At 72.4% G+C, this 26295-nt stretch carries 25 protein-coding genes; 14 read left to right on the plus strand and 11 right to left on the minus strand.

Features of this window, described 5'->3' with window-relative positions; genetic code table 11:
* The first annotated feature begins 7 nt into the window (after positions 1-7).
* The 7 genes from IF23_RS0112190 (at position 8) to IF23_RS0112220 (ending at position 8199) form a co-directional block, all read left to right on the plus strand.
* Positions 8-1210 (plus strand): NAD(P)/FAD-dependent oxidoreductase, encoded by a 1203-nt coding sequence (locus IF23_RS0112190; RefSeq protein ID WP_245654963.1) that lies wholly within the window; start codon positions 8-10, stop codon positions 1208-1210.
* A 28-nt stretch (positions 1211-1238) separates the two neighbouring features.
* Entirely contained in the window at positions 1239-1586 is a 348-nt protein-coding gene (locus IF23_RS0112195) for a (2Fe-2S)-binding protein (RefSeq protein ID WP_051739523.1), read from the plus strand.
* Positions 1567-3081 carry an NAD(P)/FAD-dependent oxidoreductase gene (locus IF23_RS0112200; RefSeq protein ID WP_078653936.1) on the plus strand — a complete coding sequence of 505 codons (1515 nt, stop codon included), beginning with the start codon at positions 1567-1569 and terminating at the stop codon, positions 3079-3081. The genes IF23_RS0112195 and IF23_RS0112200 overlap by 20 nt, the downstream gene beginning before the upstream one ends.
* A gap of 73 nt (positions 3082-3154) precedes the next feature.
* Complete coding sequence (locus tag IF23_RS0112205; RefSeq protein ID WP_030282798.1) at positions 3155-4066, plus strand: dihydrodipicolinate synthase family protein; 912 nt, start codon at positions 3155-3157, stop codon at positions 4064-4066.
* Between the two features lie 36 nt (positions 4067-4102).
* Positions 4103-5107, plus strand: a complete 1005-nt coding sequence (locus IF23_RS0112210; protein ID WP_030282800.1) for a proline racemase family protein — start codon at positions 4103-4105, stop codon at positions 5105-5107.
* 100 nt (positions 5108-5207) lie between these two features.
* On the plus strand, positions 5208-5927 hold the full coding sequence (locus IF23_RS0112215) for a GntR family transcriptional regulator (protein WP_037677971.1): 720 nt from the start codon (positions 5208-5210) through the stop codon (positions 5925-5927).
* A 364-nt stretch (positions 5928-6291) separates the two neighbouring features.
* Positions 6292-8199 carry a collagenase gene (locus IF23_RS0112220; protein WP_030282804.1) on the plus strand — a complete coding sequence of 636 codons (1908 nt, stop codon included), beginning with the start codon at positions 6292-6294 and terminating at the stop codon, positions 8197-8199.
* Between the two features lie 112 nt (positions 8200-8311).
* Here the strand turns inward: IF23_RS0112220 and IF23_RS0112225 are convergent, their stop codons facing one another.
* The 4 genes from IF23_RS0112225 to IF23_RS0112240 all read right to left on the minus strand — a co-directional run bounded on the left by IF23_RS0112225 (position 8312) and on the right by IF23_RS0112240 (position 11779).
* On the minus strand, positions 8312-8638 hold the full coding sequence (locus IF23_RS0112225) for a peptidase inhibitor family I36 protein (RefSeq protein ID WP_030282806.1): 327 nt from the start codon (positions 8636-8638) through the stop codon (positions 8312-8314).
* A 275-nt stretch (positions 8639-8913) separates the two neighbouring features.
* Positions 8914-9615, minus strand: coding sequence for a DUF4232 domain-containing protein (locus IF23_RS0112230; RefSeq protein WP_030282807.1), 702 nt, complete (start codon positions 9613-9615; stop codon positions 8914-8916).
* Positions 9616-9784: 169 nt separating this feature from the next.
* A complete protein-coding gene (locus tag IF23_RS0112235; protein WP_030282810.1) occupies positions 9785-10687 on the minus strand; it encodes a serine hydrolase in 903 nt (300 codons plus the stop codon).
* Between the two features lie 186 nt (positions 10688-10873).
* The gene (locus IF23_RS0112240; protein WP_051739524.1) at positions 10874-11779 is read right to left on the minus strand and encodes a LysR family transcriptional regulator; all 906 of its coding nucleotides are present in this window, start codon (positions 11777-11779) and stop codon (positions 10874-10876) included.
* Positions 11780-11936: 157 nt separating this feature from the next.
* Here IF23_RS0112240 and bla point away from each other — a divergent pair, with 157 nt between their 5' ends.
* A complete protein-coding gene (bla, locus tag IF23_RS0112245) occupies positions 11937-12860 on the plus strand; it encodes a class A beta-lactamase (protein WP_030282814.1) in 924 nt (307 codons plus the stop codon).
* A 137-nt stretch (positions 12861-12997) separates the two neighbouring features.
* Here the strand turns inward: bla and IF23_RS0112250 are convergent, their stop codons facing one another.
* On the minus strand, positions 12998-13594 hold the full coding sequence (locus IF23_RS0112250) for a restriction endonuclease (RefSeq protein ID WP_245654964.1): 597 nt from the start codon (positions 13592-13594) through the stop codon (positions 12998-13000).
* Between the two features lie 461 nt (positions 13595-14055).
* Positions 14056-14709 (minus strand): isochorismatase family protein, encoded by a 654-nt coding sequence (locus tag IF23_RS0112255; protein ID WP_030282818.1) that lies wholly within the window; start codon positions 14707-14709, stop codon positions 14056-14058.
* Positions 14710-14951: 242 nt separating this feature from the next.
* Here IF23_RS0112255 and IF23_RS0112260 point away from each other — a divergent pair, with 242 nt between their 5' ends.
* Positions 14952-15443: a pyridoxamine 5'-phosphate oxidase family protein gene (locus IF23_RS0112260; protein WP_030282820.1), complete on the plus strand. Its 492-nt coding sequence runs from the start codon at positions 14952-14954 to the stop codon at positions 15441-15443.
* Positions 15444-15813: 370 nt separating this feature from the next.
* Positions 15814-17352 carry an acyl-CoA synthetase gene (locus IF23_RS0112265; protein ID WP_030282822.1) on the plus strand — a complete coding sequence of 513 codons (1539 nt, stop codon included), beginning with the start codon at positions 15814-15816 and terminating at the stop codon, positions 17350-17352.
* Between the two features lie 84 nt (positions 17353-17436).
* Here the strand turns inward: IF23_RS0112265 and IF23_RS0112270 are convergent, their stop codons facing one another.
* Positions 17437-18387, minus strand: coding sequence for a LysR family transcriptional regulator (locus tag IF23_RS0112270; protein ID WP_051739525.1), 951 nt, complete (start codon positions 18385-18387; stop codon positions 17437-17439).
* 74 nt (positions 18388-18461) lie between these two features.
* Between IF23_RS0112270 and IF23_RS0112275 the strand changes: the two genes are divergently transcribed.
* Positions 18462-19583, plus strand: a complete 1122-nt coding sequence (locus IF23_RS0112275; protein WP_211266154.1) for an EamA family transporter — start codon at positions 18462-18464, stop codon at positions 19581-19583.
* Between the two features lie 79 nt (positions 19584-19662).
* Here the strand turns inward: IF23_RS0112275 and IF23_RS0112280 are convergent, their stop codons facing one another.
* Positions 19663-20994, minus strand: a complete 1332-nt coding sequence (locus IF23_RS0112280; RefSeq protein ID WP_078653928.1) for an aminotransferase class I/II-fold pyridoxal phosphate-dependent enzyme — start codon at positions 20992-20994, stop codon at positions 19663-19665.
* Positions 20995-21029: 35 nt separating this feature from the next.
* On the opposite strand from IF23_RS0112280, the gene IF23_RS0112285 reads away from it, so the two are divergent.
* Together IF23_RS0112285 and IF23_RS0112290 are read left to right on the plus strand one after the other, a co-directional pair.
* Positions 21030-21758 (plus strand): pyridoxamine 5'-phosphate oxidase family protein, encoded by a 729-nt coding sequence (locus tag IF23_RS0112285; RefSeq protein ID WP_051739526.1) that lies wholly within the window; start codon positions 21030-21032, stop codon positions 21756-21758.
* Positions 21759-21767: 9 nt separating this feature from the next.
* Entirely contained in the window at positions 21768-22427 is a 660-nt protein-coding gene (locus tag IF23_RS0112290; protein ID WP_030282832.1) for an FMN-binding negative transcriptional regulator, read from the plus strand.
* Positions 22428-22532: 105 nt separating this feature from the next.
* On the opposite strand, the gene IF23_RS0112295 is transcribed toward IF23_RS0112290, so the two are convergent.
* Positions 22533-23510 carry an EamA family transporter gene (locus tag IF23_RS0112295; protein WP_051739527.1) on the minus strand — a complete coding sequence of 326 codons (978 nt, stop codon included), beginning with the start codon at positions 23508-23510 and terminating at the stop codon, positions 22533-22535.
* Between the two features lie 218 nt (positions 23511-23728).
* Positions 23729-24211: a Clp protease N-terminal domain-containing protein gene (locus tag IF23_RS0112300; RefSeq protein WP_030282835.1), complete on the minus strand. Its 483-nt coding sequence runs from the start codon at positions 24209-24211 to the stop codon at positions 23729-23731.
* 459 nt (positions 24212-24670) lie between these two features.
* On the opposite strand from IF23_RS0112300, the gene IF23_RS0112305 reads away from it, so the two are divergent.
* A complete protein-coding gene (locus IF23_RS0112305; RefSeq protein ID WP_030282837.1) occupies positions 24671-25099 on the plus strand; it encodes a type II toxin-antitoxin system Rv0910 family toxin in 429 nt (142 codons plus the stop codon).
* A gap of 112 nt (positions 25100-25211) precedes the next feature.
* Here the strand turns inward: IF23_RS0112305 and IF23_RS0112310 are convergent, their stop codons facing one another.
* The gene (locus tag IF23_RS0112310) at positions 25212-25874 is read right to left on the minus strand and encodes a PadR family transcriptional regulator (protein ID WP_030282839.1); all 663 of its coding nucleotides are present in this window, start codon (positions 25872-25874) and stop codon (positions 25212-25214) included.
* Positions 25875-26295 lie beyond the last annotated feature (421 nt).

Here is a 26295-nt window from a genome sequence, read left to right on the forward strand (position 1 = left end):
TACTGAGGTGGCCACGAGATTCTCGTCGCACTTTCCCCGCGCCTCCGGCAGTCCGGACGTGATCGTCGTCGGAGCCGGAGTGGTCGGCGCGGCCTGCGCCCACTACGCCGCCCGTGCGGGCCTCTCCGTCACCGTCCTGGACCGCGGTCCCGTCGCGGGCGGCACCACCGGAGCCGGTGAGGGAAACCTCCTGGTCTCCGACAAGGAACCGGGCCCCGAACTCGAACTCGCCCTGCACTCCTCGCGGTTGTGGCGCAAGCTGGCCGAGGAGCTGCCCGCGGCGATCGAGTACGAGACCAAGGGCGGCGTCGTGGTCGCCGACGACGCGACCCGTCTCGCGGCGCTGCGCAGCCTCGCCGCGGCGCAGAGCGACGCGGGGGTCGACGCCCGGGAGGTCTCCGGCGGGCAACTGCGGGAGCTGGAGCCGCACTTGGCCGACGGGATGCCCGGCGGGGTCCACTATCCCGAGGACGCGCAGGTCCACCCGGCCCTGGCCGCCGCCCATCTGCTGCGCGCCTCGGGCGCCGAGGTGCGCTGCGGGGAGGAGGTCACGGCCGTCCTCACCGCCGCCGACGGGGCGGTACGCGGCGTGGCCACCGCGTCCGGCGCCCGGCTGCTCGCGCCGTACGTGGTGAACGCGGCGGGGACGTGGAGCGGGGAGATCGCCCGGATGGCCGGGGTGCGGCTGCCCGTCCTCCCCCGGCGCGGCTTCGTCCTGGTCACCGAGCCGCTGCCGCGCGTCGTCCGCCACAAGGTGTACGCCGCCGACTACGTCGCCGACGTCGCCAGCGGTTCCGCGGCGCTCCAGACCTCCGCCGTGGTCGAAGGCACCGCGGCGGGGCCGGTGTTGATCGGCGCGAGCCGGGAGCGGGTCGGCTTCGACCGCACCCTCTCCGTGGAGGTGCTGCGCCGCCTCGCCGAGCGGGCGACCGCCCTGTTCCCGGTGCTCGGCGGGGTGCGGGTGATCCGCGCCTACGCGGGCTTCCGCCCCTATCTGCCCGACCATCTGCCGGCCATCGGGCCCGATCCCCGGGTGCCGGGCCTGGTGCACGCGTGCGGCCACGAGGGGGCGGGCATCGGGCTGGCGCCCGCCACCGGTGTGCTGACGGCCGCCGCGCTCACGGGTTCGGCGCCGCCCCTGGACCCGCGGCCCTTCCGGCCCGACCGCTTCCCCGACCCCTGCGCAGCGCCCGACCGACGCCCCCGTTGACCCGCACTCCCGTGGAAAGGCGGACCGTATGAAGCCGCGTCGCACGACGAGCCCCGCGCGCCCCCGTCCGACACCCCGTGACGTGGTGGGCGCCGACCCCGGTCCCGCCTTCGAGATCACCTTCGACGGCCGGTCCGTCGCCGCGCTGCCCGGTCAGTCCGTCGCCGCCGCGCTGTGGGCCGCGGGCATCCTGGCCTGGCGCACCACCCGCGGCGGCGGGCGGCCCCGCGGCGCCTTCTGCGGTATCGGCCAGTGCCACGACTGCCTCGCCACCGTCAACGGCATCCCGAACCGCCGCGCCTGCCTGCTCCCGGCCCGCCCCGGGGACGCCGTCACCACCCAGGAGGGTGCGGGCCGTGCCGACCTCGCCGTCTGACCCGCACCGCGACGCCTCCGGTGAGCACGCCGTACGGTCCGGCGCGGGCGTCTTCGACCTCGTGGTGATCGGCGCGGGGCCCGCGGGGCTCGCCGGAGCCGTCGCCGCGGGCGAACTCGGGCTGCGTACCGCCCTGGTGGACGCGGCGGAGCTGACCGGCGGGCAGTTCTACCGCGGCCCCTCCCCCGCGCTCGGCGCCCGCCGACCCGAGGCGCTGCACCACGCCTGGTCCGCCTACGCCGACCTGCGCGAACGCCTCCGCCACTGCCCCGCCGTCAGCCACCTCCCCGGGCACCACGTCTGGAGCGTGGTGCGCGATCCGGGGCACGCCGACCGGTGGACGGTCCACGCCCTCACCGGACCCGACGGCACCGACCGGGCCCCGGTGCGGTTGGCGGCCCGCGGGCTGCTCATCGCGGCGGGAGCCGTCGAACGCCACCTGCCCTTCCCCGGCTGGACGTTGCCCGGTGTGGTCGGTGCCGGGGGCGCGCAGGCGATGCTCAAGTCGGGGCTGGTGCTGCCCGGGCGGCGGATCGTCGTGGCGGGCAGCGGTCCGCTGCTGCTCGCCGCCGCGACCTCGCTCACCGCCGCGGGCGCCGACGTCCCGGCGCTCGTCGAGGCCACCGGATACCTCGGCTACGCCCGCCACCCCGGCGCCCTCGCCGCCAACCCGGGCAAGGCCGCCGAGGCCGTCACCCACGGCGGCGCCCTGCTGCGGCACCGGGTCCCGCTGTACGCCCGCAGCGCGGTCACCGCGGCGCACGGCAGGCAGCGCGTCGAGGCCGTCACGGTCGCCCGGCTGGACCGGCGGTGGCGGCCCGTTCCGGGCACCGCCCGCCGGATCGCCTGCGACGCGGTGGCCGTCGGTCACGGTCTGATCCCGCAGTTGGACCTCGTCACCACGCTCGGCTGCGCCGTACGCCCGACCGCCGACGGCACCCACGCCGTGGCCACCGACCGCTCGCTGGCCACCTCGGTCCCCACCGTCTGGGCGGCCGGTGAGACCCGCGGGATCGGCGGCGCGGCGGTGGCCCTGGCCGAGGGCGAACTCGCCGGGCTCGCGGCCGGGGCCCGGCTCCGCGGCGCGGCGGTCCCGCCCGCGCGCACCGCCCGGCTGCGCCGCCGGATCGCCCGGCTGCGGTCCTTCGCCGACGCGATGGCCGCGGTGCACGCCCCGGGCCCCGGCTGGCCGGAGTGGCTCACCGACGACACCGAGGTGTGCCGGTGTGAGGAGGTCACCGCGGACCGCGTCCGTGAGGCCGCCGCGGACCTCGGCGCCCGCGACACCCGTACGGTCAAGCTCCTCACCCGGGCCGGGATGGGCTGGTGTCAGGGCCGGATCTGCGCCACCGCCGTCGCCTGCCTGGCCACCCGCTACGGCGCGTCCGACGCGGGACCGGCCCCCGACCGCCGCCCGCTCGCCGCCCCCGTCCCGCTCGCCGCGCTGGCGGAACTCCCCGCGGAGAGCGGCCCCAAGACCGCCGAGCCGACATGACGTCCGGGCCCGCGGCTCCCGGACCGACCGCCGCCCGCCCCGCCCCGCGCACCCGCCTTCCGTAGGAGCCCCCATGGACACCCGTATCTCCTGGAGCGCCGCCCGTCCCTGGCGCGGCATCATGGTCGCCACCGCGCTCCCGCTGCGCGACGACCTCTCCGTCGACCACGACGCCTACGCCGACCATGTGCGCTTCCTCCTCGACCACGGCTGTGACGGCGTCGTCCCCAACGGGTCGCTCGGCGAGTACCAGACGCTGACGGACGAGGAGCGCGCCCAGGTGGTGGCGACGGCTGTCGCGGCGGCGGGCGACGGCGCCCGGGTCATGCCCGGTGTCGCCGCGTACGGTGCCGCCGAGTCGCGCCGCTGGGCCGAGCAGGCGGCGGAAGCGGGCTGCGGGAGCGTCCTGCTGCTGCCGCCGAACGCCTACCGTGCCGAACCCGCCGCCGTCCACGGCCACTACGCCGAGGTGGCCGCGGTGGGCCTGCCGGTGGTCGCGTACAACAACCCGATCGACACCAAGGTCGACCTCGTCCCCCCGCTCCTCGCCGAGCTGCACGCGGCCGGGCACATCGTGGCCGTCAAGGAGTTCAGCGGCGACGTCCGCCGGGCCTACGAACTCGCCGAGCTCGCCCCGGACCTCGACCTGCTCATCGGCGCCGACGACGTCCTGCTCGAACTGGCCCTGGCGGGCGCGGTCGGCTGGATCGCGGGGTACCCGAACGCCTTCCCGGTCTCCTGCGCGGAGCTGTTCCGCGCCGCGACGGCGGGCGACCTCGACCGGGCCCTGCCGCTGTACAAGTCCCTGCACGCGCTGCTGCGCTGGGACTCCAAACCCGAGTTCGTGCAGGCCATCAAGGTCTCCATGGACCTCGCGGGCCGTCGCGGCGGCCCGGCCCGCCCGCCGCGGCTGCCGCTGACGGAACCGGCCGACCGGGCGGTACGGTCCGCCACCGCACGGGCTCTCGCCGACGGACACCGCTGAACGCCACCGCCACCGGCCGTAACGGAGGGACCCACGATGCGAACCCGCCATGTCTTCCACGCCGTCGACTCCCACACCGAGGGCATGCCCACCCGGGTCGTCACCGGCGGCTTCGGGGTGATCCCCGGTGCCACGATGGCCGAGCGCCGACGCCATTTCCGCACCCACCTGGACCACCTCCGCACCCTGCTCATGTACGAGCCGCGCGGGCACTCCGCCATGAGCGGCGCCGTCCTCCAGCCGCCCACCCGCCCCGACGCCGACTACGGCGTCCTGTACATCGAGGTCTCCGGGCTGCTGCCCATGTGCGGCCACGGCACCATCGGAGTGGCCACCGTGCTCGTGGAGACCGGGATGGTGCCGGTGACCGAGCCGGTCACCCGGGTCACCCTGGACACCCCGGCGGGTCTCGTCCCCGTCGATGTACGGGTGGAGAACGGCGCCGCCGTCTCCGCCTCCTTCACCAATGTGCCCGCGTTCTGTGTCGCCCTGGACCGCACGGTGGAGGTGGCGGGCCTGGGGACGGTGACGTACGACCTCGCGTACGGCGGGAACTTCTACGCCTTCGTCGCACTCGACGCCCTGGGGCTGCCGTTCGACCGGGACCGCAAGGACGACCTGCTCGCCGCGGGCCTCGCGATCATGGAAGCCGTCAACACCTCCCCGGACCGGCCGGTCCACCCCGTGCACCCGGAGATCGCCGGGCTCAAGCACGTCCACCTCACGGCGCCCGGCTCCGACGCCCGGCACTCACGGCACGCGATGGCCATCCACCCGGGCTGGTTCGACCGCTCCCCGTGCGGCACCGGCACCTCCGCGCGCATGGCACAACTGCACGCCCGCGGTGAACTCCCCCTCCACCAGGACTTCGTCAACGAGTCCTTCATCGGTACGCGGTTCACCGGACGGCTGATCGAGGAGACGGCGGTGGGTGCCGTTCCGGCGGTGGTCCCCCGGGTCACGGGCCGCGCCTGGATCACCGGCACCGCCCAGTACTTCCTCGACCCCGACGACCCCTTCCCCGCGGGCTTCCTCCTGTGAACTCCGGGCCCCCGGCGGCAGGGAAACATGACACTGTACGTGGGCGCTCCGCTCGGCCGGGAAGGCGCGGGGGCAGGCACGAAGGGAACACACCACCGCCATGGGCCATTTGACACAGCACGGTCTCATCACCACGCGCGAGCGGCTGCGCGACCAGGTGGCCCACGCCCTGCGCGCGGCGCTGATCTCCGGCGAACTCCAGTCCGGCGAGGTCTACTCCGCACCGGCGCTCGCCGAGGACCTCGGGGTCTCGGCGACGCCGGTGCGCGAGGCGATGCTCGATCTCGCACGGGAGGGGATGGTCGAGCCGGTCCGCAACAAGGGTTTCCGGGTCACGGAGGTCGATGAGCGCGACCTCGACCAGTACACGGAGATCCGGACCCTGATCGAGGTGCCCATGATCGGCCGGATCGCCCGCAGCGCGGCGCCCGAGGATCTGGAGGCGCTGCGCCCGGTCGCCGAGGAGATCGTGTGCGCCGCCCGGGTGCACGACCTCATCGGCTATCTGGAGGCCGACCGCCGGTTCCATCTCTCGCTGCTCGCCCTGTCGGGCAACGACCGGCTGGTGGAGACCGTCGGCGACCTGCGCAAACGCTCGCGGCTGTACGGTCTGACCGCCCTGGACGAGCGCGGTGAGCTGCTCCCGTCGGCCGAGGAGCACCTGGAACTCCTCGACCTGATGCTGACCGGGGGCGCCAAGGCGGCCGAGAGGTGCATGACCCGCCACCTGGGGCACGTCCGCACCCTGTGGGCCGAGGGAGAGCAGGACCGGGCGGCGGCCAGGGGCACCGGGAGGCGGCGGCGCGGCACCCGGCGCTGATCCGCGGCGCCGGTCCCGCACCGTCCGGCCGCCCCCGGACGACGGCAGGCGACACCCGACGCCGCACCACGGCGGACGGGCACACGGGCCTGCCCGATTCGCCAACTCACCTGATATCAGAGGGAGTTGACGCCGTTCGACCCACGCGCCCGCTCGGGGTACGGGCGGGCGCAGCGGACTTCTCAGGCCATGTGAAGTGTGCAATGGTACATGTCACACATCGCCGTGAGCATGACAGTTCCGTCATGCCCGGCCGCGCCACCACGGTCCACCCCACAGCCGTGCACGGGCACGGCTTCCGACCGGCCCGGAGGCCCCGTTGACAGGCAGATCCCCCACCCGAAGAAGCCTCGCCCGCTTGGCGATGACGGCCCTGACGCTCTGTCTGGGGCTGGCCCTGCTCGCCGCCCACCCCGGCAGGGCGACCGCGGGCACCGGCACCGTACGCGCCGGAACACCCCAGCCGCGTTCGGCGCCGGGACCGCGTCCCGCCACCCCGACGACCGCCACCGCGCTGCACCGCGCCGACGCCGCGCACACGGCCGCGCCGACCAGGTCCCCGTCCGTACGGCCCCCGCTGAGCACCGCCCAGGCCGCGCCCCGCACGGCGCCGGGCCGCGGTGCCGAGGCGGCGTGCCACGTCTCCGACTTCACCTCGAAGACCGGTGACGCCCTCGTCCGGCAGATCAAGGGCGCGGCGACCGACTGCATCAACACGCTGTTCGGCGTGGCCGGTCAGGACGCCAAGGCCCTCTTCCGGGAGGCGCAGATGGTCACGGTGGCCGACGCGCTGCGCGCCGACTCCGCCACCTACCCGGGCGACAACAGCGGTTCCACGACCCAGGTGGTGCTCTACCTACGGGCCGGCTACTACGTGCAGTACGGCAACCCGGACGACGTCGGTCCCTACGGTCCCGCGCTGAAGAGCGCCGTCCAGGGCGCGCTGGACGCCTTCTTCGGCTCCTCCCACGCCTTCGACGTCAGCGAGGCCAACGGCGAGACCCTGGCCGAGACGGTCACCCTGATCGACAGCTCCGGCGAGAACGCCCGCTACCTGAAGACCGTCACCCGGCTCCTGACGGACTACGACGCGTCGTACGACGCCTTCTGGTGGATGGTCTCGGCGGTCAACAACTGCTACACCGTGCTCTTCCGCGGCCACTGGCTGCCGGAGTTCGTCTCCGCCGTGCAGGCGGACCCGGGCGTCCTGACCGTGCTGCGCGACTTCGCCGTCGCTCATGACGACCTGCTCGGCACCGACCGGGCGTACCTGGTCTCCAACGCCGGTCGCGAGCTGGGGCGTTTCCTCCAGCACCCCGAACTGCGCGAGAAGACCGGCCCGTTGGTCAAGGAGCTGCTCGACCGCAGTGATATCACCGGCCGCACCGCTCCGCTCTGGGTCGGTCTGGCCGAGATGACCGATGCGTACGACAAGGACAACTGCTCCCGCTACGGCACCTGCGACCTGCAGAACCGGGTGCGCGACGCCGTGCTGAAGGACAAGCACACCTGCGGCCCGACCCTGCGGATCGTCGCCCAGCAGATGACCGACGCCGACTTCACGGCCAGCTGCGACAGCCTGCTCCAGCAGGACGCGTACTTCCACAAGGTGGTCAAGGACAGCGGTCCGGTCGCCGACGACCACAACAGCACCATCGAAGTGGTGGTCTTCGACTCCAGTGCCGACTACCAGACCTACGCGGGCGTCATCTACGGCATCTCCACCGACAACGGCGGCATGTACCTGGAGGGCGACCCCGCCACGGAGGGCAACCTGCCGCGCTTCATCGCCTACGAGGCGGAGTGGCAGCGCCCCGATTTCGCGATCTGGAACCTCAACCACGAGTACACCCACTACCTCGACGGCCGTTTCGACATGTACGGCGACTTCGACGAGAACATGAAGACACCGACCGTGATGTGGGTGGAGGGCTTCGCGGAGTACATCTCGTACTCGTACCGCGGTCTCCCCTACGACGACGCCATCGCCGAGGCGGGCAAGAAGACCTACAAGCTCAGCACCCTCTTCGACACCTCCTACGAGAACGCCGACACCACCCGCACCTACCCGTGGGGCTATCTGGCCGTGCGCTACCTGCTCCAGTCCCACCCGCAGGACGTGGACACCCTGCTCGGCCACTACCGCGAGGGTGACTGGGCCGCCGCCCGCACCCTGCTCACGGAGACCATCGGCACCCGCTACGACGCCGACTTCGCCGACTGGCTGACCAGATGCGCCGCCGGTAACTGCGACGCCGCCACGCACGCGTAGCACCGCGGTACGACGGAGCACCGACCGACGGAGCCCTGCCGGATCGTCCCGGCGGGGCTCCGTCCTCGTGCTGCGGGTCCACCGCCGGGGGCGGCTGCGGGCCCGGGGGCCGTCAGTAGCTGACGCTGACGACCTTCCAGGGGGTCTTGGCCGAGTACGTGCCCGGCTTGAGCTTGAAGGTCGCGCCGTAGCAGCCCGAGCCGCGGTAGAAGGTCGTCACATACCTGCTCTGGTTGGAGACGGACCGGCCGGTGAAGGGGAAACAGCCGTGGTCACCGGCGGTGTTCTGCTTGTACCTCTTGCCTTTGAGGTGCGGCTGGGCCCAGCCGCAGACATCGTTCTTCGGGCACTTGCCGGCCGCCTGCGCGGCGGTGGGCACGGTGAGCGGCAGCAGGGTCAGGAGCGTGGCACAGGCCAGCGTCGAGAGGCGTTTCTTCACGGTGTTCCCCGTCCCGTCCGTGGTGTTTTTCCTCTTCCGCCCATGTGAGCACGGGGTGCGGGACGTACGGGGAGGCGGTTTCCGGCCCCCGGGCGGATCTGCGGGGCGCGTGGGGGCCCGGAGGAGGAGCGGGACAGGGCGCGAACGCGCTCGGCGCCGCCCCCGGACGGGGCTTCCGGGGACGGCGGCGGGCGTGGCAGGTGATCAGGCGTAGCGGGTGTACCAGGCAGGGCGGGTGTATCAGGCGGGGCGGGTCAGAACTCGTCGGAACGGATTCAGAACTCGTCGGCGCCGTTGCGGAGTTCCGTCGTCCAGTAGCCGGTCTTCGCGACCGCGTCGTCGACGGCGATACCGCCCCGGGGCGCCTTCACATCCTTGGAGCCCTCGGCGGGGCCCTCGGGGGCGAAGAGGTTGACGGTGAAGGAGGTGACCACGTGGTTGTCCTCGTGGACGCCGCCGTTGTTGATCCGCACGGCGGCGTAGGCGGGCTCCCCGGCGTTCAGGACCACGCGGACGGCGGGCTTGCTCTTGGCGACGGCCGGGACGTCCTTGGCGGTGTGGAGGTCCCCGAACGCGATCAGCGGGTACCGGAGCAGGGTGCAGGTGTGGCCCGAGGTGTTGGTGGCGGTCAGCGTGAGGTGCGTGGTGGGCGTGCCGTCCTGCTTCTCCGCGGTGATCTTCACATCCTCGAAGGTGCAGGCAGGCACCTTGCCGCCGGTCGCCTTCGTCCCCGCGGCGACCGGCTTCTCGGCCCGTACCGGAGCGGCCGGGGCGTGCGCTTCGGCGGCCGAGGCGGGGGATCCGGCGTCGGCCTTCTCCGCATGGGCACCGGTGGTGTTCTGCCCGGCCGGGGCGGACGCGGCGTCCGCCTTGTCCTTCGCTCCGTCACCGTCGCCACCGCAGGCGGTGAGGGTGAGACCGAGGGTGGCGACGGCGGCCACGGCGAGGACGGCGGGGCGGCGGATGGCGGTACGCATGGGGACTCCCGTTTCAAGGTCTGCATGCCGGGTGCGGGCACCTGGTCACCCTCAGCCTGAGGCCACGCCCTGGCGTTCCGCTGATGTGCCGCTGATGCTTTGCTGCTGCCGATCGGTGCAGCTCAGAGCGGGTGCGGCCGGTGCCGCCGGGCCGGTTTCCCCCGCGGTCTCAGAGCTGCCGCAGATGGTCCCGGAGGCGGCGGGCCACCTGACCCATGAGGGCTTCGGCGCCGGGCTGGGCGCTCGCCGGGACCAGCGACTCGGTGAGCACGGCGACCGCGAACATCTGCCCGTCGGCGTGCTCGACCACCCCCGCCTCGTGCCGGAGGTTGAGCAGCGTTCCGGTCTTGGACGACCAGGTCGTGGCGTCGGAGCTGAAGTCCGGCGCGAGACGGTGCCGGAGCAGATGGTGGCCCATCAGCTCCCGGACGCGCCCGGCGACCTCCGGCGCGATCGCCGACGGTGTCCACAGCGCCTGGAGCAGATCGACATAGGCGCGGGCGCTGCCGATGTTGGCGCGGGTGGTGTCGAGCTGCGGCACGCGGTGGCCGCGCCCGCTGGTGCCCGCGTCGATGGCGAGGGCATGCGCCAGATGGGCCTGCCCGGCGTCGAACCGCTCCTCGGGCGTCTCGGACAGCTCCCGCATCCCGTGCCGGACGGTGATCCCGACCAGGCCGAACTCCTGGAGAATCGCGGCGACCCGGGTGGGCGGGGTGAGGCCGAACAGCGCGTCGGCGGCCGTCCCGTCGCTCACACAGGTACTCAGGTAGAGCAGATCGTCGAGGGCTATCCGTACGGGGTGCCGGAAGCGGCTCAGCCCGGTGGGGCCGGGCGTGGTGATCCGGCCCGGTGCCACGTCCAGCAGCGTCGCGCCGTCGAGTTCGCCCCGCCGCATCCGCTCGATCGTCGCCAGCGCCAGCGGCACCTTGACCAGGGAGGCCACGGGCAGTTGGGCGTCCGGCTCGATCCCCAGCTCCTCCCCCGTGTGCAGGTCACGGACGAGGAGGCAGCCGTGCAACCCGCCGTCGTGCAGATCACGACGGAGCTCACGCAGCAACGCTTCGGTACTCATGGACGGCTCCGGGTGGTGGGGACAGGGGCGGGACGGTGGGGTGCTCCGGGCGGCGGCGGGCGCGGGCCCCTGGGGCGGGACGTCGGGCGGACCGCCGAGGAGAAGGTCAGGTACCGGTCGGCGTGGGACGGGTCGAGGGGCGCGCCCGGCCGGTCCGGGCGCCGCGGCCGTCCGCGGGGCCGGGCCTCATGCGTCCGGCCCGGTGCCGGTGCCGGTGCCTCTGATGCCGTCGGCGCCGAGGCAGCGGGCGAGGGCGTCGCCCAGACGGGCCTCCATGTGTCGTCCGGAACCTTCCGCGGCGGCGAGCGCATAGCCGCGGGCGAGCGTGATCCCGCCGAGCGGCCGCCAGTGCAGGGCCAGCTCCGTGGCCTGCGCCGGAGCGCAGAGCAGCAGGTCGCGGCTGGTCATGACCTCGGCTGCCGCCGTCGTCAGATCGCTCGCGGTGACCAGTTGGGTCGGCCGCAGCCCCACCGCGTCCCGCAGCCGGGTGAGCGGATCACGGATGTGCGGGACGTCGTCCTCCGGCTGGATCCAGACGCGCCGGGCCGGGCCGGTGGCGGCGCGGCCCACCCGCAGCGTTTCGAGGTGGACGCGGCGTGGGCCGACGTCGTCGGCGGCGGCGAGGCCGAGCGGCACCGTCCAGGGCGCGCCCTCCGGCGGCACGGCGAGCACTCCGGCGCGTACCTGGTGGGCGTGGAGGAGTTCCTGCCGCCGCGCCGGGCCCTCGGGGCGCAGGTCGAGGGTGATGCCGTGCCCGCGCGCCGCGGCGACGAGACGGGCCCGGTCGGCGGTCGGGCAGATGGCGGGGACCGCGAGCCGCCACGGTCGGCTGCGGGCCGCCTCCGCCTCGTGCAGCAGCACCTCGGCCGCCTGGACGAGCTGCCGGGCGACGGGGAGCATCTCGCGACCGAAGGCGGTCAGCACGGCGCGCCGCGCAGTGCGCTCGAACAGTTTCTCCCCGAAGTGCTCCTCCAGTGCGGCAACGCGTCGGCTCGCCACCGACTGGGACATCCGCGCGGCCGCCGCCCCCACGGTGAAGCTCCCACGCTCGCTGACGCTGACAAACGCACTGCACGCCCCCACCAGATCCACGGCGGGACTCTATGCCAGATCCGCATGGAACCGCGCGTCGGCGTATTGGACCGCATGACAACCGGGGGCGAGAGTGGCTGCGCAATCCCGATCACCCACCGGGACGGGCCGCCCGTCCCCGATGCGCCCTGCCCGCCAGGCGCCAGGAGGTCAGACCATGCAGCCGTCCCGTACCCGGGGTGCCGTGCGCGGTGCGTTCGCCGCGCTTCTCCTCGTCCCGCTCGTCGCCTGCGGCGCCGGCAGCGCCGAGGCGGAGACCTCCGCGCCGTCCCCGAAGGCGACGCCGTCCGCCACCCGGCCGTTCGCCCAGGACCTCAAGGAACTGGAGCGGAAGTTCTCCGCACGGCTGGGCGTCTACGCCATCGACACCGGCACCGGCCGCGAGGTCGCCTACCGCGACGGCGAGCGCTTCCCCTTCAACTCGACGTTCAAGGCGCTGGCCGCCGGGGAGGTCCTGAAGCAGCGCACGCTGAGCGGGATGGACGACGTGGTCCACTACTCCCAGGACGACCTGGTCCCCAACTCCCCCGTCACCGAGAAGCACGTCAAGACCGGTATGACGCTCGGGGCACTGTGCGACGCCGCCGTCCGCTACAGCGACAACACCGCCGCGAATCTGCTGTTCGACAAGCTCGGCGGCCCCAAGGGCCTCAACGCGGCGCTGAAGAAGCTGGGCGATGACGTGACGCGGATGGAACGCCCCGAACCGCTGCTCAGCACCTGGGACCCGAAGTCCACCCGCGATACGACCACGCCCCGGGCCCTGGCCAAGGATCTGCGTGCCTACGTCCTCGGCAAGGCGCTGCGCCCGGCGGAGCGCGCCCAGCTCACCACCTGGCTGCGGACCAACACCACGGGCGACACCCTCATCCGGGCGGGCGTCCCCAAGGGCTGGGTGGTCGGCGACAAGACCGGCATGGGCAGCAACTACGGCACCCGCAACGACATCGCCGTCCTGTGGCCCGAGCACTCCTCCCCCATCGTCGTGTCGATCCTGTCCAGCCGCGAGGCGGAGGACGCCACCCCCGAGGACAAGGTCATCGCCGAAGCCGCGTCGGTGGTCGCCCGCACCCTGAAGTGACCGAAGGCGGCCGATGGCTGCCCTCAGGAGGGATCACCAGGAGGGACCGCGCCCTGCACGGGGCCGCACCGGGAACGAGGTGCGGCCCCGCCCCGGGACTTCCGGTGACCAGCCCGGAAGCGGCCGCCCCGCTCGCCCTACGGGTACCAGGGCGGGCGTCCACCAGTGACCCACCGGCCCAGCGCCCGGCCGTCGACGAGGCGCAGCGGATGGTCGAGTTCAGCGTTGGCCCGCCGCGCGTCCTGCGTGAAGTCGCTGGTCGTGACGATGAGCGCGACATCGCAGCGGTGGTAGGCCCGGTAGGTCCCGTTCACCTCGTACACGACGGGCGCACCCACTCGGTTACCCGCCGCGAACCGCTTGCACTGGACCGCGATCCGGCGGCCGTCGGTGAGCTGTACGAGGACATCGAGCGCCCGGTCGTTGGCGCCCCCGGACACGGTCGCCGCACGGACCCCCGGATCCCGCCGCGCGAGATCCGCGATGGCATGCTCGAATTGGCTACCGCTCATGTGCTGATACGCCGCGATGCTGTGCGTGACATCCGTACGGGCGTCGGCACGGCCCCTCGCCCCCGGGAAGCTGCCCCCGCGTACCCGGTGGACGGTCACGATCACCCCGAGCACCAGGACCGCGAGAAGCGCGCAGAGGACGGGGTACGCCCGGATCACCGCGCTCACGACGAGGAGCACCACCACGGCACCGGCGAGGCGCGCCGGGGTGACCTTCCGCATCTGCCGCCGCACGGTACGCCGCCGGGCCCGCGCCACCGGCCGACGACGGGTGGCGGACGGCCGTCGCGCACCACCGGTCCGACGGCTACGGGTCGAGGTATGTCGTCGTGCCGGTGCAGCCATCGATCTCCCCGTTTCGACGGAGGCAGGCCACATCCGGTCGAGCGCCTGCCGGGCAATCCCTGCAGTGTGCTGGGCCCACTCGTCCGACCGGCACGAAGCCCTTCACGTTGGCTGGTTGTCGTGCCCGACCGACCTGGTTGCCGCCCTTTCCTCCGCTGCGCCTCCCGCCGCGCTGCACTGTCGGGCCGAACTGCCCTGCGCCTGGCGGGAATGGCAGAGCTTCACGGCACCGGTAGCCCTGGGTGCCTGGGCGGAGCGGGTCGCTTGCTTCCGCGGAGCCGCCGCGCCTCCTCTCCTCTCCGGCCATTTCCGCTCTACACAGGGTTACTCCTGTGCTCTCACTTGCCCTCCGTGGGCCGTTGCGGTCCTTCCCAGCACGCCACCACGTCATCGGTCCGGGTCACCGTGGCCACCAGGGCCAGGGAGTGACGGACTACCTCGGGGACGTATGCGGCGGGCACACCCGCGATCGCGTCCTCTGGCACCACTGCCACATATCCGGCGTTGACCGCGTCGAAGACGGCATTGGGGATCGCCACGTTCGCCGACACCCCGGTGATCACCACCGTGCGGCAGCCGAGGTTGCGCAGCAGGGCGTCGACATCCGTCCCGGCCAGCGGCGACAGGCCGTGCAGCCGTTGCACCACCAGGTCGCCCTCCGACACCGCGATCGGCGCGGCGACCCGGGCCGCGGAGGTGCCCATGACCTGCTGTACCGGCAACCGCTCGGCGGCCCGGAACAATCTGGCGTTACGGCTGGCCCCCCGGCCGTCCGGGCGCCGTACCGCGAGCGCGTGCACCACCTGCACGCCGGACCCGTGCGCCGCGTCGACCAGCCGCGCCACATTGCCCAACGCCCCCGACTCCCGTGCCACCGCGGCGAGTTCCGGCAGTGCGCTGTCCGTCCCCACCACGCCCTGCTGGCACTCCACCGTGAGCAGCACCGTTGTCGCCGGATCCACCTGCGCCATCAGCCGCGCGTCCGCCACCATCTCCACCCCGCCCTTCGTGTGCTCAACGGTCTCCGGGCCGAAGCCCCCGGCGGCCCAGGCCCGTCCCCGACCCGCCCGACCCCACCGGAGACCTCACCGCACCCTTGCGTCCGGTCTCGCGCGCCCGCATCATTCCTGACGCTGCATCAGTTTTCAATTGAGAAGGTTCGAAGGATCAACGGCGCAAGGAACGCCGCGCCCCTGTGTGGAGTCGACGGCCGAGAGACGAAGGCGATTCATCGATGACGGAGACCACGAACGGCGGCGCCGCCGACACCCAGCGGCGCGGGCGCCGGATCATGATGACGGCGGGAGAGCGCGACGCCTTTCTCACCATGCAGCGGACCTGCCGCGTCGCCACCGTGAGCGGGGACGGTGCTCCGCACGTCGGCGCGCTGTGGTTCGTCTGGGACGGCACCGCGCTCTGGCTGTATTCGCTCACCCGCAGCAAACGCTGGCGGCATCTGCGGAACGACCCTCGGATCTCGGTGGTGATCGACGACGGCGAGGGGTACGGCGAGCTGCGCGGAGCCGAGCTGTCCGGCCGGGCCGTGTTCGTCGGGGAGGCGCCGTGTACCGGTCAGCCGTGCCCGGAACTCGACGCCCCCGAGCGGCTCTTCGCATCGAAGTACTTCGGCATGGAGAGCATGCCGCACGACGGCCGACATGCCTGGCTGCGTCTCGTCCCGGACTCCGCCGTCTCCTGGGACTTCCGGAAAATGCCGACCGGCTGACCGCGTTCGTACCGCCTCGTCTTCCGGTCCGTATAAGCGTGTTACTCGTCGCATCTCGGTTCTCCTCATGTCTTGCATCCCGGTTTTCCTCATGCCTTCAAGCTAGGTTCTGGCGCTGGCGCCGTTCATCAGGGAGATCCCCGATCCTGCTCGAGGATCTCCCTGACACGTCCCTGAGTCGCCCCGGTACGCCCTCGGCACATGGCAGAGCCGACAGGGTTCCGTTGTCGCCTCGTGCATGCGATGTCAGTGGTCTCTGCGACAGTTGAGGGATCAGCTCGACAGGACCGGTCCGCGCCATCTCGGCCGCGGGTCGCCCGGCAGCTGCGGCCCTCTGCGGTCGGGCGCCGACGAGGATGGAGGAGTTGCGGTGAACGTGTTCTTCCCCGCGCTGCGTGACGGTTCTTCCGCACCGGCGCTGCGCTTCGGCGAGCGGCGGCTCAGTTATCGGCAACTCGGCGCCGCCGCCGTTCCGCTCGCCGAGCGTCTCGGCGGCCGGACGCGCGTCACGGTGTGGGCGACCCCGACCCTGGAGACTTCGGTGGCCGTGGTCGCGGCGCTGCTGGCCGGGGTTCCGGCCATTCCGGTGAACCCCAAGATCGGTGCGAGCGAGCTGGCGCACATCGTGGCGGACAGCTCCCCCGACCTCGTCCTCGCCGAACCGGGCGCGGCACTGCCCGAGGCACTCGCCGCGCTCCCCCGTCTCGACATCAGGATCGGCGCCGCCGAGCAGACATCGGCGCAGGAGACGGACCAGGACCTCGTGGGCAGCGGGGCGGCGGGCGAGCCGGATCCGAGTCGGGAATCGGATGCCTCGGCACCGCACAAGGTGCCGGTGCTCCCGCACGAACCAGGGGAAGAAGCTCCGGCCCTGATCGTCTACACCTCCGGCACCACCGGGCCGCCCAAGGGCGTGGTGCTGCCCCGCCGCGCCCTCGCGCACACCCTCGACGCGCTGGAGGATGCCTGGCAGTGGACGGCCGATGATGTGCTCGTCCACGCCCTTCCGCTCTTCCACGTCCACGGCCTCATCCTCGGCGTGCTGGGACCGCTTCGGCGCGGCGGCAGCCTGCACCACCTGGGCCGCTTCACCTCGGATGGCGTGTCCCGGGGCCTGTCCGACGGCGGGACGATGTTCTTCGGCGTGCCGACGATGTACCACCGTCTCGCCGTGGAGGTCGGTGCCGATCCGGCGCTCGCCAGGGCCTTGGGCGCCGCACGGTTGTTGGTCTCCGGTTCGGCGGCGCTGCCCCTCACCGACCACGCACGCCTCACCGCGGCGTGCGGCCGCCGGGTGATCGAGCGGTACGGCATGTCGGAAACGCTGATGAACACGAGCGTGCGGGCGGACGGCCCGCCGGCCACCGGTTCGGTCGGGGTGCCGCTCCCCGGTGTCTACCTCCGCCTGGTCGACGAGACGGGCGAGGTCATCGAGGGCGACGACGGCGAAACGGTGGGCGAGATCCAGGTACGCGGCCCGAACCTCTTCGTCGAGTACCTCAACCGCCCGGACGCCACCGCCGAAGCGTTCGACGGCGGATGGTTCCGTACCGGCGACATGGCGGTACGGGACGCCGACGGCAATTACCGCATCGTCGGCCGGAAGGCGACCGACCTCATCAAGAGTGGCGGATACAAGATCGGCGCCGGTGAGATCGAGAATGCCCTGCTGGCACATCCCGCGGTGACCGAGGCGGCCGTCACCGGTGAGCCGGATGACGACCTCGGCGAACGGATCGTCGCCTGGGTGGTCCTGACGCCCGATGCCGCGCGGCCCTCCGCCGATGAGCTGTCCGACCACGTCGCGCGCCAACTGGCCCCGCACAAAAGGCCGCGCACCGTGCACTTCCTGGACTCGCTCCCGCGCAACGACATGGGGAAGATCCTCAAGCGTCAACTGGGCAGGTGACAGCCCGGTCCGAAGCTCCCCGGCACCGCTCGGTGCCGGGGCCACACACCTCCGGGGCGCGCGCTGCCCGCGGCACCCCGCCGTTCACCGGCTCCCGCCGTCCGGGCGCTCGGCCGTGGAAAGATCCGCCGCTCCTTCCACCTCCTTGCCCGCCGTCTGCAGAGCGTTGACGGCCGCACGGATGGAGGGGCGGCGGTCCGCGTCCGCGCGCCAGATCGCGTAGACATGGCGGCGCATGGCGTGACCCACCGGCACCACGCTCACCCCTTCCGGCACCGGACCACGCCCCAGCCGCGGTGCGACCGCTACCCCGAGACCGGCGGCGATCAGGGCGAGTTGGGTGTGGTGCTCCTCCGCCATGTGCGCGATACGCGGCTCGATGCCCTTGCTGCGCAGGGTGAACATCAGCCAGTCGTGGCAGAACTCCCCCTGCGGCCAGGAGATCCAGGCGTCGTCGGAGAAATCCTCCAGCTCGACGGTGCGGCGGCGGGCCAACGCATGGTTCGAGGGCATGGCCACGTCCGCCGGATCGTCCAGCAGCGGAGCCTTGGCGAGACCGTCGGGCAGGGAGAGCGGGCGGTTGTACCAGTCCAGTACGACCGCGAGGTCGATGTCTCCGCGCACCACGCCCCGCACCGACTCGTCCGGCTCCATCTCCGTCAGGCGCGAGCGGAGCTGCGGGTGGGCTCGGCTCAGCCTCACGAGCGCGGGCGGGAAGAGTCCTCGGGCGGCGGTCGGAAAGGCACCGAGCCGAAGCTCCCCGACAGCTTGGCCGCGACGCGCCTCCAGCTCCGCCTCCGCCAACTCGACCTGGGAGAGGATCCGCGCCGCATGATCAGCGAGGAGACGGCCCGCGTCGGTCAGCCGGACACCGCGACCGTTCTTCGCCAGTAGTTGCTGCCCGGTCTCCCGCTCCAGCTTGGCGATCTGCTGGGAGACGGCCGATGTCGTCACATGCAGCCCTTCGGCCGCCGCGCTCACCGATCCGTGCCGCGCGACCGCGTTCAGCGTCCGGAGGCGATCAAGGTTCAACATGTAAGCAATGCTAAGCGATACCTCCCATACATTCTCGCTTGTGCTACGACGTTGGACGGCTCATCGTGGTGCGCATGAGCACCACCGCCTCCCGCGCGACGCGCACCGTCGCCCCTGCCTCCCCAGCTGCGCCCTCGCCCACCGGCTGGCGGCTGCGCTTCGCCGTTCTGGCCTTGGTCTGGGGCTTCAGCTTTCTCTTCATCAAGGTCGGTACGGAGGGCTTCGCGCCGCTCCAGGTGACGCTGGGCAGGGTGGCGAGCGGCGCCGCGGTACTGCTGGCCGTGCTCGTCGTGAAGCGCCAGCGGCTACCGCGTTCGGTCCGCACCTGGGCGCATCTGGCGGTGGCGGCGCTCTTTCTGAACGCGCTCCCCTTCTCGCTCTTCGCCTTCGCGGAGCTGACCATCCCCTCCACACTGGCGGGGATCTGCAACGCCACCTCACCGCTGTGGGGCATGGCCCTGTCGGTGGTCGCACTGTCCGAGGACCGCCCGACGCGCCGCCGGGTGGCCGGTCTGGGCGTGGGGTTCCTGGGCGTCCTAACCGTGCTGGGCGCCTGGCAGGGCTTCACGGGCACGGATCTGACGGGCACCGCGATGGCCCTCGGCGCCTCTCTGTGCTACCCGATCGGCTGGATCTATGTGCGTCGCACGCTGGGCGGATCCCAGGATTCCCACCTCTCCGTCTCCAGCGCACAGCTGTTGCTGGCGACCGCACAGCTGGCGGTGGTCACACCGCTCTTCACCGGCGCGCCGACCTCCTTCCCCCTCTGGCCCGTGGTCTCCGTGATCGCGCTCGGCACGCTGGGCACCGGCTTCGCGTTCCTGCTGCAGTACGGTCTGGTCGCCGAGATCGGCCCCACCACCGCGCAGATGGTCACCTACTTCATTCCCGTGATCGCCACGGCCGCGGGGGTGGCGCTGTTGGGCGAGCAGCTCAGCTGGAACACGCCGGTCGGCGCCCTGATCGTGCTCGCCGGTGCCGCGCTCACCCAGAGCAAGCCGCGCCGCTCCGCCCCTTCCTCCGCCGTGGCTTCGGGCCCGGGCCCGTCCTCAACTCCTGCGCACGCCACGGAACGGGCCGACGCTGCCGTACAGGCCGACGTCCCCTCCGTCGATCTGCCCGTCGCACCACAATCCGGAGCGCCCGTCCCCCTTCCCGATGCGGCTCTGGCGGGTCGGACGCCGGAAGAGCACTGACCGGTGACCCGACGGCCGGACCGCGTCCGTCCGGCCGCCTCGCCCACATCCGAGGGGCCGCCTTCGTGCGACCCCTCGGTCATTCGTAGCGCCGCGCCTCTCCGAAGCCGACGGCAGCCACGACCGCCTCGGCCAACGGCTCGATGTCGACCGAGGTCAGACCCGAGATCGTGATGCGGATCGCGGGTGGCGACTGCAGACGGAAGCGCGCACCGGGCGCCACCGCCCATCCGGCGTGCAAGAGGCGGGCGACCGCCCCCGTCTCATCGGGCACCGGAACCCACACGTTCATGCCGCTCCGGCCGCAGGCGGGCACCCCGCGCACCGCCAGCGCGCGTATCAGAGCGTTCCGTCGCTCGGCGTACGCCGCGGCCACCACCGCAGGATCGACGGCGGAACTCCGCCACAGATGGGCCACGGTGTCCTGGAGAAGGTGGCTCACCCACCCCGGTCCGAGACGCTGTCTGCCGCGGACCCGGTCCACGGTCGTCGGATCGCCGGTCATGACCGCCAGGCGCAGGTCCGGGCCGTACGCCTTGGCCGTCGAGCGCACCAGCATCCAGTGGTCGGTGACGCCCGCGAGCGGGTGGAGGGGGAGGTCGACGATGCCGTGGCCGTGGTCGTCCTCGATCAGCAGGATTCCGGGGTGTGCCGCCAGCAGGCTCCGCAACTCGGCGGAGCGCGCCCGGCTCACGGCCGCTCCGGTGGGGTTCTGCGCCCGGTCGGTGACGACGACGGCCCGGGCTCCCTGGTCGAGTGCCCGCGCCAACTCCGCGGCCAGCGGCCCCTCGTCGTCGACGGCAACCGGGACGGACCGGAGACCGAGCGCCGGTATGAGGTCCAGCAGGCTGCCCCAGCCCGGGTCCTCCACCGCCACCGTGTCGCCCGGCCGGAGGTGCACGGCGAGCGTGCGCTCGATGGCGTCGAGCGCACCGCTGGTCAGCGCTATCGGCCCGGCCGGAACGCCGTCCTCGGCCAGCGCAGCGAGGGCCATTTCCTCAAGGGCACCGTCCACCGGCGGCGCACCGTAGAGCACCGGCCGCCCCGCACTGCGCGCCGCGGCAGCCGCCACTGCCTCACCCCAGGGCGGCAGAAGCGCCGTGTCGGGGTTTCCGGCGGAGGCGTCCCGGACGCCCGGCGGCACCTCGACCCGGATCGCATCGCGCGCCGTGCTCGCGGGCCGCGGGCGCACCCGACTGCCGCGCCGCCCGGCCGTCTCGATCACTCCACGGTCCCGCAGCGTGCGGTACGCGGCGGCGACCGTATTCGGATTCACCTCCAGATAGACGGCCAACTCCCGCAGCGGAGGCAGGACTTCGCCCGGCTGGAGTCCACCGTCGCCGACGGCCCGTTCAACGCTGGCGGCAATTTCCGATGCGCGCCGCCCTTCGATCCGATACTCTTCTAGCACAAAGTTGATTATGCACTAGTGCAATGGAGTTGGCAATGTCCCAGACCCCGTCGCGCCGCCGCCCGCAGATCCCCTCGCCGGGTACGGACGCCCCCTCTTCCGGAGGTGCCCCCTCGGAGTACGTACCGACCGAGCGGACCGTTCCCACCCGGTCCGCCGAGCGTGCCGCCTACGACCGGGAGACCGTCCACGCGATCCTCGACGAGGGATACGTCTGCCATCTGGGGTTCGTGCGGGACGGCGCCCCGGTCGTTCTGCCCACGCTCTACGGCAGGGTCGGCGACCGCCTCTACCTGCACGGTTCAACAGGTTCCCGACCGCTGCGGGCGGCCGGTCAGCCGGATCCCGGCCTCGCGGTCTGTGTCACGGTGACGCATGTGGACGGCCTGGTGCTGGCGAAGTCCGCGTTCCACCACTCCATCAACTACCGCAGCGTGGTCGTCCACGGCACCGCCCACCAGGTCACCGACCCCGAGGAGAAGACCGCGGCCCTCGACGCCCTCGTCGACCACGTCCTCCCCGGCAGGTCCGCCGATTCCCGCCCGGGTAACACCAAGGAGCTGGCCGCCACCGCCGTCATCCGGCTCGATCTGCGGGAGGTCTCGGCGAAGATCCGCACCGGCGGCCCGAACGACGAGCCCGAGGACCTGGCACTCCCCCACTGGGCAGGCGTGCTTCCCGTGGCCCCTGTGTACGGCACACCCATACCGGCGGATTCCCAGGGCCCGGCCATTCCCGAGCCGGCGTATCTCACCGCGCGATAGGAGCCTTCCGTGCTGATTCACCCGTGGGACGCCCCGACCGACGACGGCGAATGGCAACACTGGCTCGCCGGTCACGACTTCGGCCAGCTGGCGGTCAACGGCCCGCCGGGCGCGCCGCCGTTCGTCCAGCCGATGCACTTCGCCTACACGCCCGGAAGCGGTCAGATCGTCACCCATCTCGCCCGACCGAATCCGATCTGGCCCGCGCTGGAAGCGGCACCGACCGTGCTGTTGAGCGTGGTCGACGACTACACCTTCATCCCCGGCCCGTGGCAGGCCGCCGAGGACGAGCCGCCCGAACACGGCGTCCCCACGAGTTTCTACGCTGCCGTGCAACTCACCTGTCACGCCCACATCGTGGACGCCCCGGAAGCCAAGGCCGTACTGCTGCAACGGCAGATGGATCACTTCCAACCCGAGGGCGGCTCCGCGCCGGTCGCCGCCGATCAGGCGCCGTACGGCCGTCAGCTGGCGGGAATCCGGGGGCTGCTCCTGGAGATCCAGGAGGTGCGGGCCAAATTCAAGTACGCCGGAAAGCGGTCCGAGGCGGTCCAGCAGCGGATATCCGATCGGCTGGCGGAGCGGAACGCTCCCGGGGACGCCGCTGCCCGCGTCCACCAGCAACGCCGCCTCGCCGCCGCTCGCGAGGGGCAGGGCCGGACGCCATGAGCTGCCCGCGCTCCGCGCCGACGGCAAGCAGGCCGGGGCGCGGCAGCCGGTAAGGCGATACGGCCGTCGCCCCGGGCGACGGCCCGCTCCACCAACAGCCGGCGGTTACCGGTGCCCGCGCTCTCCTGCCCTGTCCACGTCGCCGGTGGTCACGGCTCCGGACGACCCGGCGACCACAGTGGTCTCCTCCGCGCCTCCAGCCGTCGGCGTCGACGACTGTGCGATGAAGGCCCCGACCAGCACCACAACGCCGCCGAAGATCTGCGGAGGGGAGAGATGCTCACCCAGCAGCACCCAGGCCAGCACCGTCGCGATCACCGCTTCCAGACAGGCCAGCACACCGGCCACCTGCGGCGACAGTCGACGGATGGACACCACACCGGTGAGATAGGCGAGCACGGTCGCGACCAGCACGATCCAGGCGAGCAACAGCACGGCGGGGACACGGGTGCCGTTCATCGAGGTCGTTCCGCCGAGCACCGACCACGCCATGCCCCAGGGCCGGGCGATCACGGTGAGGACGACGGTGCCGATCAGCAGCCCGTAGGCGACGACGCCGAGCGGATCGACGGTGTCCTCGCCGTCGGTCCCATGGTCCGAGAGAACGAAGTAGCCGACCTGGCAGCAGGCGGCGCCGAGGGCGAGAACGAGCCCGAGCGCATCGATGCTGAGGCCGGACCACACCTCGACCACGCAGGCCAGACCGCCGACGGCAAGGACCACGCCGATCGCGGCGGCACGGGTGACCGGCCGCTTCTGTACGAAGCGGACCCAGCCGAGCACCAGGGCAGGCGCCAGATACTCGATGAGGAGCGCGACGCCGACGGGGATGCGGGAGAGAGCCGCGAAGTAGCACGCCTGGACGCCCGCGACGGCGAGCAGCCCGAATCCCACGAGCAGCCCGGGGCGGCGCCGGACCAGGGAGCGGTGGCGCCAGGCGACGGGAAGCATCACCAAGGTGGCGCCCGCGACGCGGAGCCAGGTGACGTGCAGGGGGTCCAGTCCCGCCTCGATCAAGGGTTTGGCGGCAACTCCGGAGCCACCGAAGGCAACGGCCGAAAGCAGGGCGAGGGCCAGGCTCATCCCGCGCCCCGAGGTGGTCTGGGGCCCTTCCGCCCCAGGGGCGGGGGTGTGCGCGGACGGTGCCGCGGCACCGTGAGTGGCCTGCCCCGGCCGGGCGTTCGTGGCGGCGGGGCTCCCCGAAGACGCGTGCATCGGGTCATCATGACAGCCGCCATCAGCGGAGTCACCCGTTACCGGCTTTCCGTCTCCCGGTCCGCCGAGTAGCCTTCAGCGGGTCATCACCCCAGGTCGGCGGTTTGTCCGTCCAGGCGGGCCGCGAGTAGTGCGGTGTCGACGGAGGCCCGGCGCAGCACCTCGACGGCACGGGACTCGGGATCGTCCACCAAGGCGGCCAGCAGATCCAGGCATCCCGCGCGGAGGGCGTAGCGGGCATGTGCGCGGTCGAGGGCGCCGTCCATGGCGGCGGCCGCGGCGGGCGACCATCCCGGTACGCCGCCCTCGGCCACCACGGGTACCGCGCCGGAATCCTCGACGGTGCCGTGCCACTGGAGTCCGTAGCCGATGCTGCGCTGGACGAGGTAGCCGAGGAGGCGGGCGATCTGGGGCGGCCCGCCGTCGAAGGCGTCCCGTACGGCGGGGTCCCACTCCAGCAGACCGTGCAGCAGGTGCGCGGTGTCGACCTGACGATCGCCGTCCCGTGTGGCCCGTCGGCGGGCAGCGGATATCACCGACGCCAGCTCAACGGTGAGCTGTGCGTCCATATCCACCCGCGCGGGGACCTCCCCGCCGCTGTTCGCAGCACGGTATTGCACATCTACCACCCCACCAGCCACGAAAGGCCCGGGCATCCCCGGCGGGAAGCATTTGCGCATCCCACCATGGTTGGGGAGAAGCCCGACCCTTCTCCTCCGTAAGGAGGAGAAGGGGATGCCGCATGGGCGAAATATCCAGGCTTCCCCCTTCTTCACCGGAAAGCCCGAGCTGTCGATTCCCGGCATTCCCCCGAAGCGGGTCCCGAGGGGGCCGTCCCTGGCGGCGCCCGTCGTGGCGTCCCACCGCATGAATCCCGCGAGCGCCCATGGCACCGCACCTCTCCGGAAGCGCAAGAGGAGGCTTGTCGGCCCGTTGACATTGACGAGCCATCAGCCTTGAAGGTTGCGGTCGGCGCCGATACGTTCCGCGGACCCGTCAGGCATGTCGTCACCTAAAGGGGTGGTCGTATGGCCGCAGTCACCGCGCAGGCCCGCATCGAGGCTCCGGCCGGGCCGATCTGGGAGCAGCTCACCGACTTCGACCACTACGGCCGGTGGAACGCCACGCACACCGGCTTCCCCCAGGGCGGACCGGACCCCCTGCGGGTGGGTGCGGAGTACGAGGAGAACATGAAGCTGATGGGCTTCCCGGCCGAGGTCCACTGGACGGTGCGGGAACTGCTGCCGGAACGACTGCTGGAGATCCGGGGCAAGGGTCCGATGGGCGTGACGCTGACGATGCGGTACGCGCTGGAGCCCGACGGCGAGGCGACGACGGTGCGTATCGACGGCGAGTTCACCGGCGCCGCGGTGTCCTTGATGGCCGCGAAGCTCAAGGCTTCCGCGAGTACGGCACTGGAGAGCTCACTCCACGAACTCGCAGCGCTCGTGGCCTGACGGACCCCGTTGAGCGCGCCGTGAAGCGTGGCGCAGCCCCGGCGCGCGGCCGCCCCTGTGCGCCGGGGGCGAAGTTCCGCACGCCGGGGCGGGAACCGCGCGCCCTCGGCCGTCAGTCCTCCTCGGCGAGGATCAGGTACAGCTCCTTCCGTGCCTTGTTGACCACCGCCATCGCCTTTTCCCGCTGCTCAGGGGTGCCGGTGGCCCAGACCTGCCGGAAGGCGTCGACGAGACCGCCACCGGCCTTCCGGATCTCGTTCATGGCCTCCCAGTCGACGCCACGCCCCGCGTCCTCCCAGGGAGCGTCGGGCCCACCGTCGGCTTCGGTACGCCCCTCCTCCGTCAGGGAGAAGAGCTTCTTCCCTCCCTCGGAGGCGCTGGCGATCAGGCCCTCGTCCTCCAGGAGCTGGAGGGTCGGGTAGACCGAGCCGGGGCTGGGCTTCCAGGCTCCGCCGCTGCGCTCGGCGATCTCCTGGATCATCTCGTAGCCGTGCATCGGGCGATCCTTGAGCAGCGCGAGGATCGAAGCGCGCACGTCGCCGCGGCGGGCGCGGCCACGCGGTCCGCCACGCCCCCGACCGCCGCCGAATTGCGGCCCGCCGAAGGGTGGCCCGAAGGGGCCGAAGGCGCGGCGGCCCTCGAACCGCTCACCGAAGCCGCCGAAGCCGCCCGGCTCGCCGTGGCCGTGGCCACCGGGACCGCCAGGGCGACCGCCGCCCCAGGGGCCGCGCCCGAAGCCGTGTTCCTGTCCGTGTCCATGTCCATGGGGTCGCATGGGGATGTCCTTTCGTCAGCCGACGGCCCGATGGCCTGCCGGATGTCGGCCAATCTTCCATTGACCGATCGCGATGCGTCAACGATATATCGCTACTGTTCGTTCGGCAAGGACTCTCGCCGACGGCCGCCGCTCGATCGGTAGCCCGGCGCAGCGGAGGCGACGCCCCGAAGGCGAAGGGACGGCTGTACGTCTCATGCGAACCGGTCGCCCCGACGCCGACGGCCAGCCGGCCAGCCGGCCAGGGCGGAGGTAGCCGATGCCGACCTCTCGCCTCGTCGGGGCCGCCTACGCGCCTCCGACGGAGCGAGCAATCCCCCAGGTACACGGAACCCTCGCCGCCCAGGTCAACGTCTCGACAGCAGACCAATTTTTCGGAATTGGCCCTGATCTGTGTCGGAGTGGGTGTCCTAGGGTCCTC

Source organism: Streptomyces catenulae (assembly GCF_000718015.1).
Lineage (GTDB): Bacteria > Actinomycetota > Actinomycetes > Streptomycetales > Streptomycetaceae > Streptomyces > Streptomyces catenulae.

Coding starts and splice junctions, on each gene's coding strand:
- IF23_RS0112300 (WP_030282835.1), bottom strand. CDS start 24,211: ATGGACGCACAGCTCACCGTTGAGCTGGCGTCGGTGATATCCGCTGCC.
- IF23_RS0112215 (WP_037677971.1), top strand. CDS start 5,208: ATGGGCCATTTGACACAGCACGGTCTCATCACCACGCGCGAGCGGCTG.
- IF23_RS0112305 (WP_030282837.1), top strand. CDS start 24,671: ATGGCCGCAGTCACCGCGCAGGCCCGCATCGAGGCTCCGGCCGGGCCG.
- IF23_RS0112285 (WP_051739526.1), top strand. CDS start 21,030: ATGTCCCAGACCCCGTCGCGCCGCCGCCCGCAGATCCCCTCGCCGGGT.
- IF23_RS0112195 (WP_051739523.1), top strand. CDS start 1,239: ATGAAGCCGCGTCGCACGACGAGCCCCGCGCGCCCCCGTCCGACACCC.
- IF23_RS0112235 (WP_030282810.1), bottom strand. CDS start 10,687: ATGAGTACCGAAGCGTTGCTGCGTGAGCTCCGTCGTGATCTGCACGAC.
- IF23_RS0112250 (WP_245654964.1), bottom strand. CDS start 13,594: ATGCGGAAGGTCACCCCGGCGCGCCTCGCCGGTGCCGTGGTGGTGCTC.
- IF23_RS0112220 (WP_030282804.1), top strand. CDS start 6,292: ATGACGGCCCTGACGCTCTGTCTGGGGCTGGCCCTGCTCGCCGCCCAC.
- IF23_RS0112310 (WP_030282839.1), bottom strand. CDS start 25,874: ATGCGACCCCATGGACATGGACACGGACAGGAACACGGCTTCGGGCGC.
- IF23_RS0112270 (WP_051739525.1), bottom strand. CDS start 18,387: ATGTTGAACCTTGATCGCCTCCGGACGCTGAACGCGGTCGCGCGGCAC.
- bla (WP_030282814.1), top strand. CDS start 11,937: ATGCAGCCGTCCCGTACCCGGGGTGCCGTGCGCGGTGCGTTCGCCGCG.
- IF23_RS0112275 (WP_211266154.1), top strand. CDS start 18,462: ATGAGCACCACCGCCTCCCGCGCGACGCGCACCGTCGCCCCTGCCTCC.
- IF23_RS0112255 (WP_030282818.1), bottom strand. CDS start 14,709: ATGGTGGCGGACGCGCGGCTGATGGCGCAGGTGGATCCGGCGACAACG.
- IF23_RS0112295 (WP_051739527.1), bottom strand. CDS start 23,510: ATGAGCCTGGCCCTCGCCCTGCTTTCGGCCGTTGCCTTCGGTGGCTCC.
- IF23_RS0112210 (WP_030282800.1), top strand. CDS start 4,103: ATGCGAACCCGCCATGTCTTCCACGCCGTCGACTCCCACACCGAGGGC.
- IF23_RS0112205 (WP_030282798.1), top strand. CDS start 3,155: ATGGACACCCGTATCTCCTGGAGCGCCGCCCGTCCCTGGCGCGGCATC.
- IF23_RS0112260 (WP_030282820.1), top strand. CDS start 14,952: ATGACGGAGACCACGAACGGCGGCGCCGCCGACACCCAGCGGCGCGGG.
- IF23_RS0112230 (WP_030282807.1), bottom strand. CDS start 9,615: ATGCGTACCGCCATCCGCCGCCCCGCCGTCCTCGCCGTGGCCGCCGTC.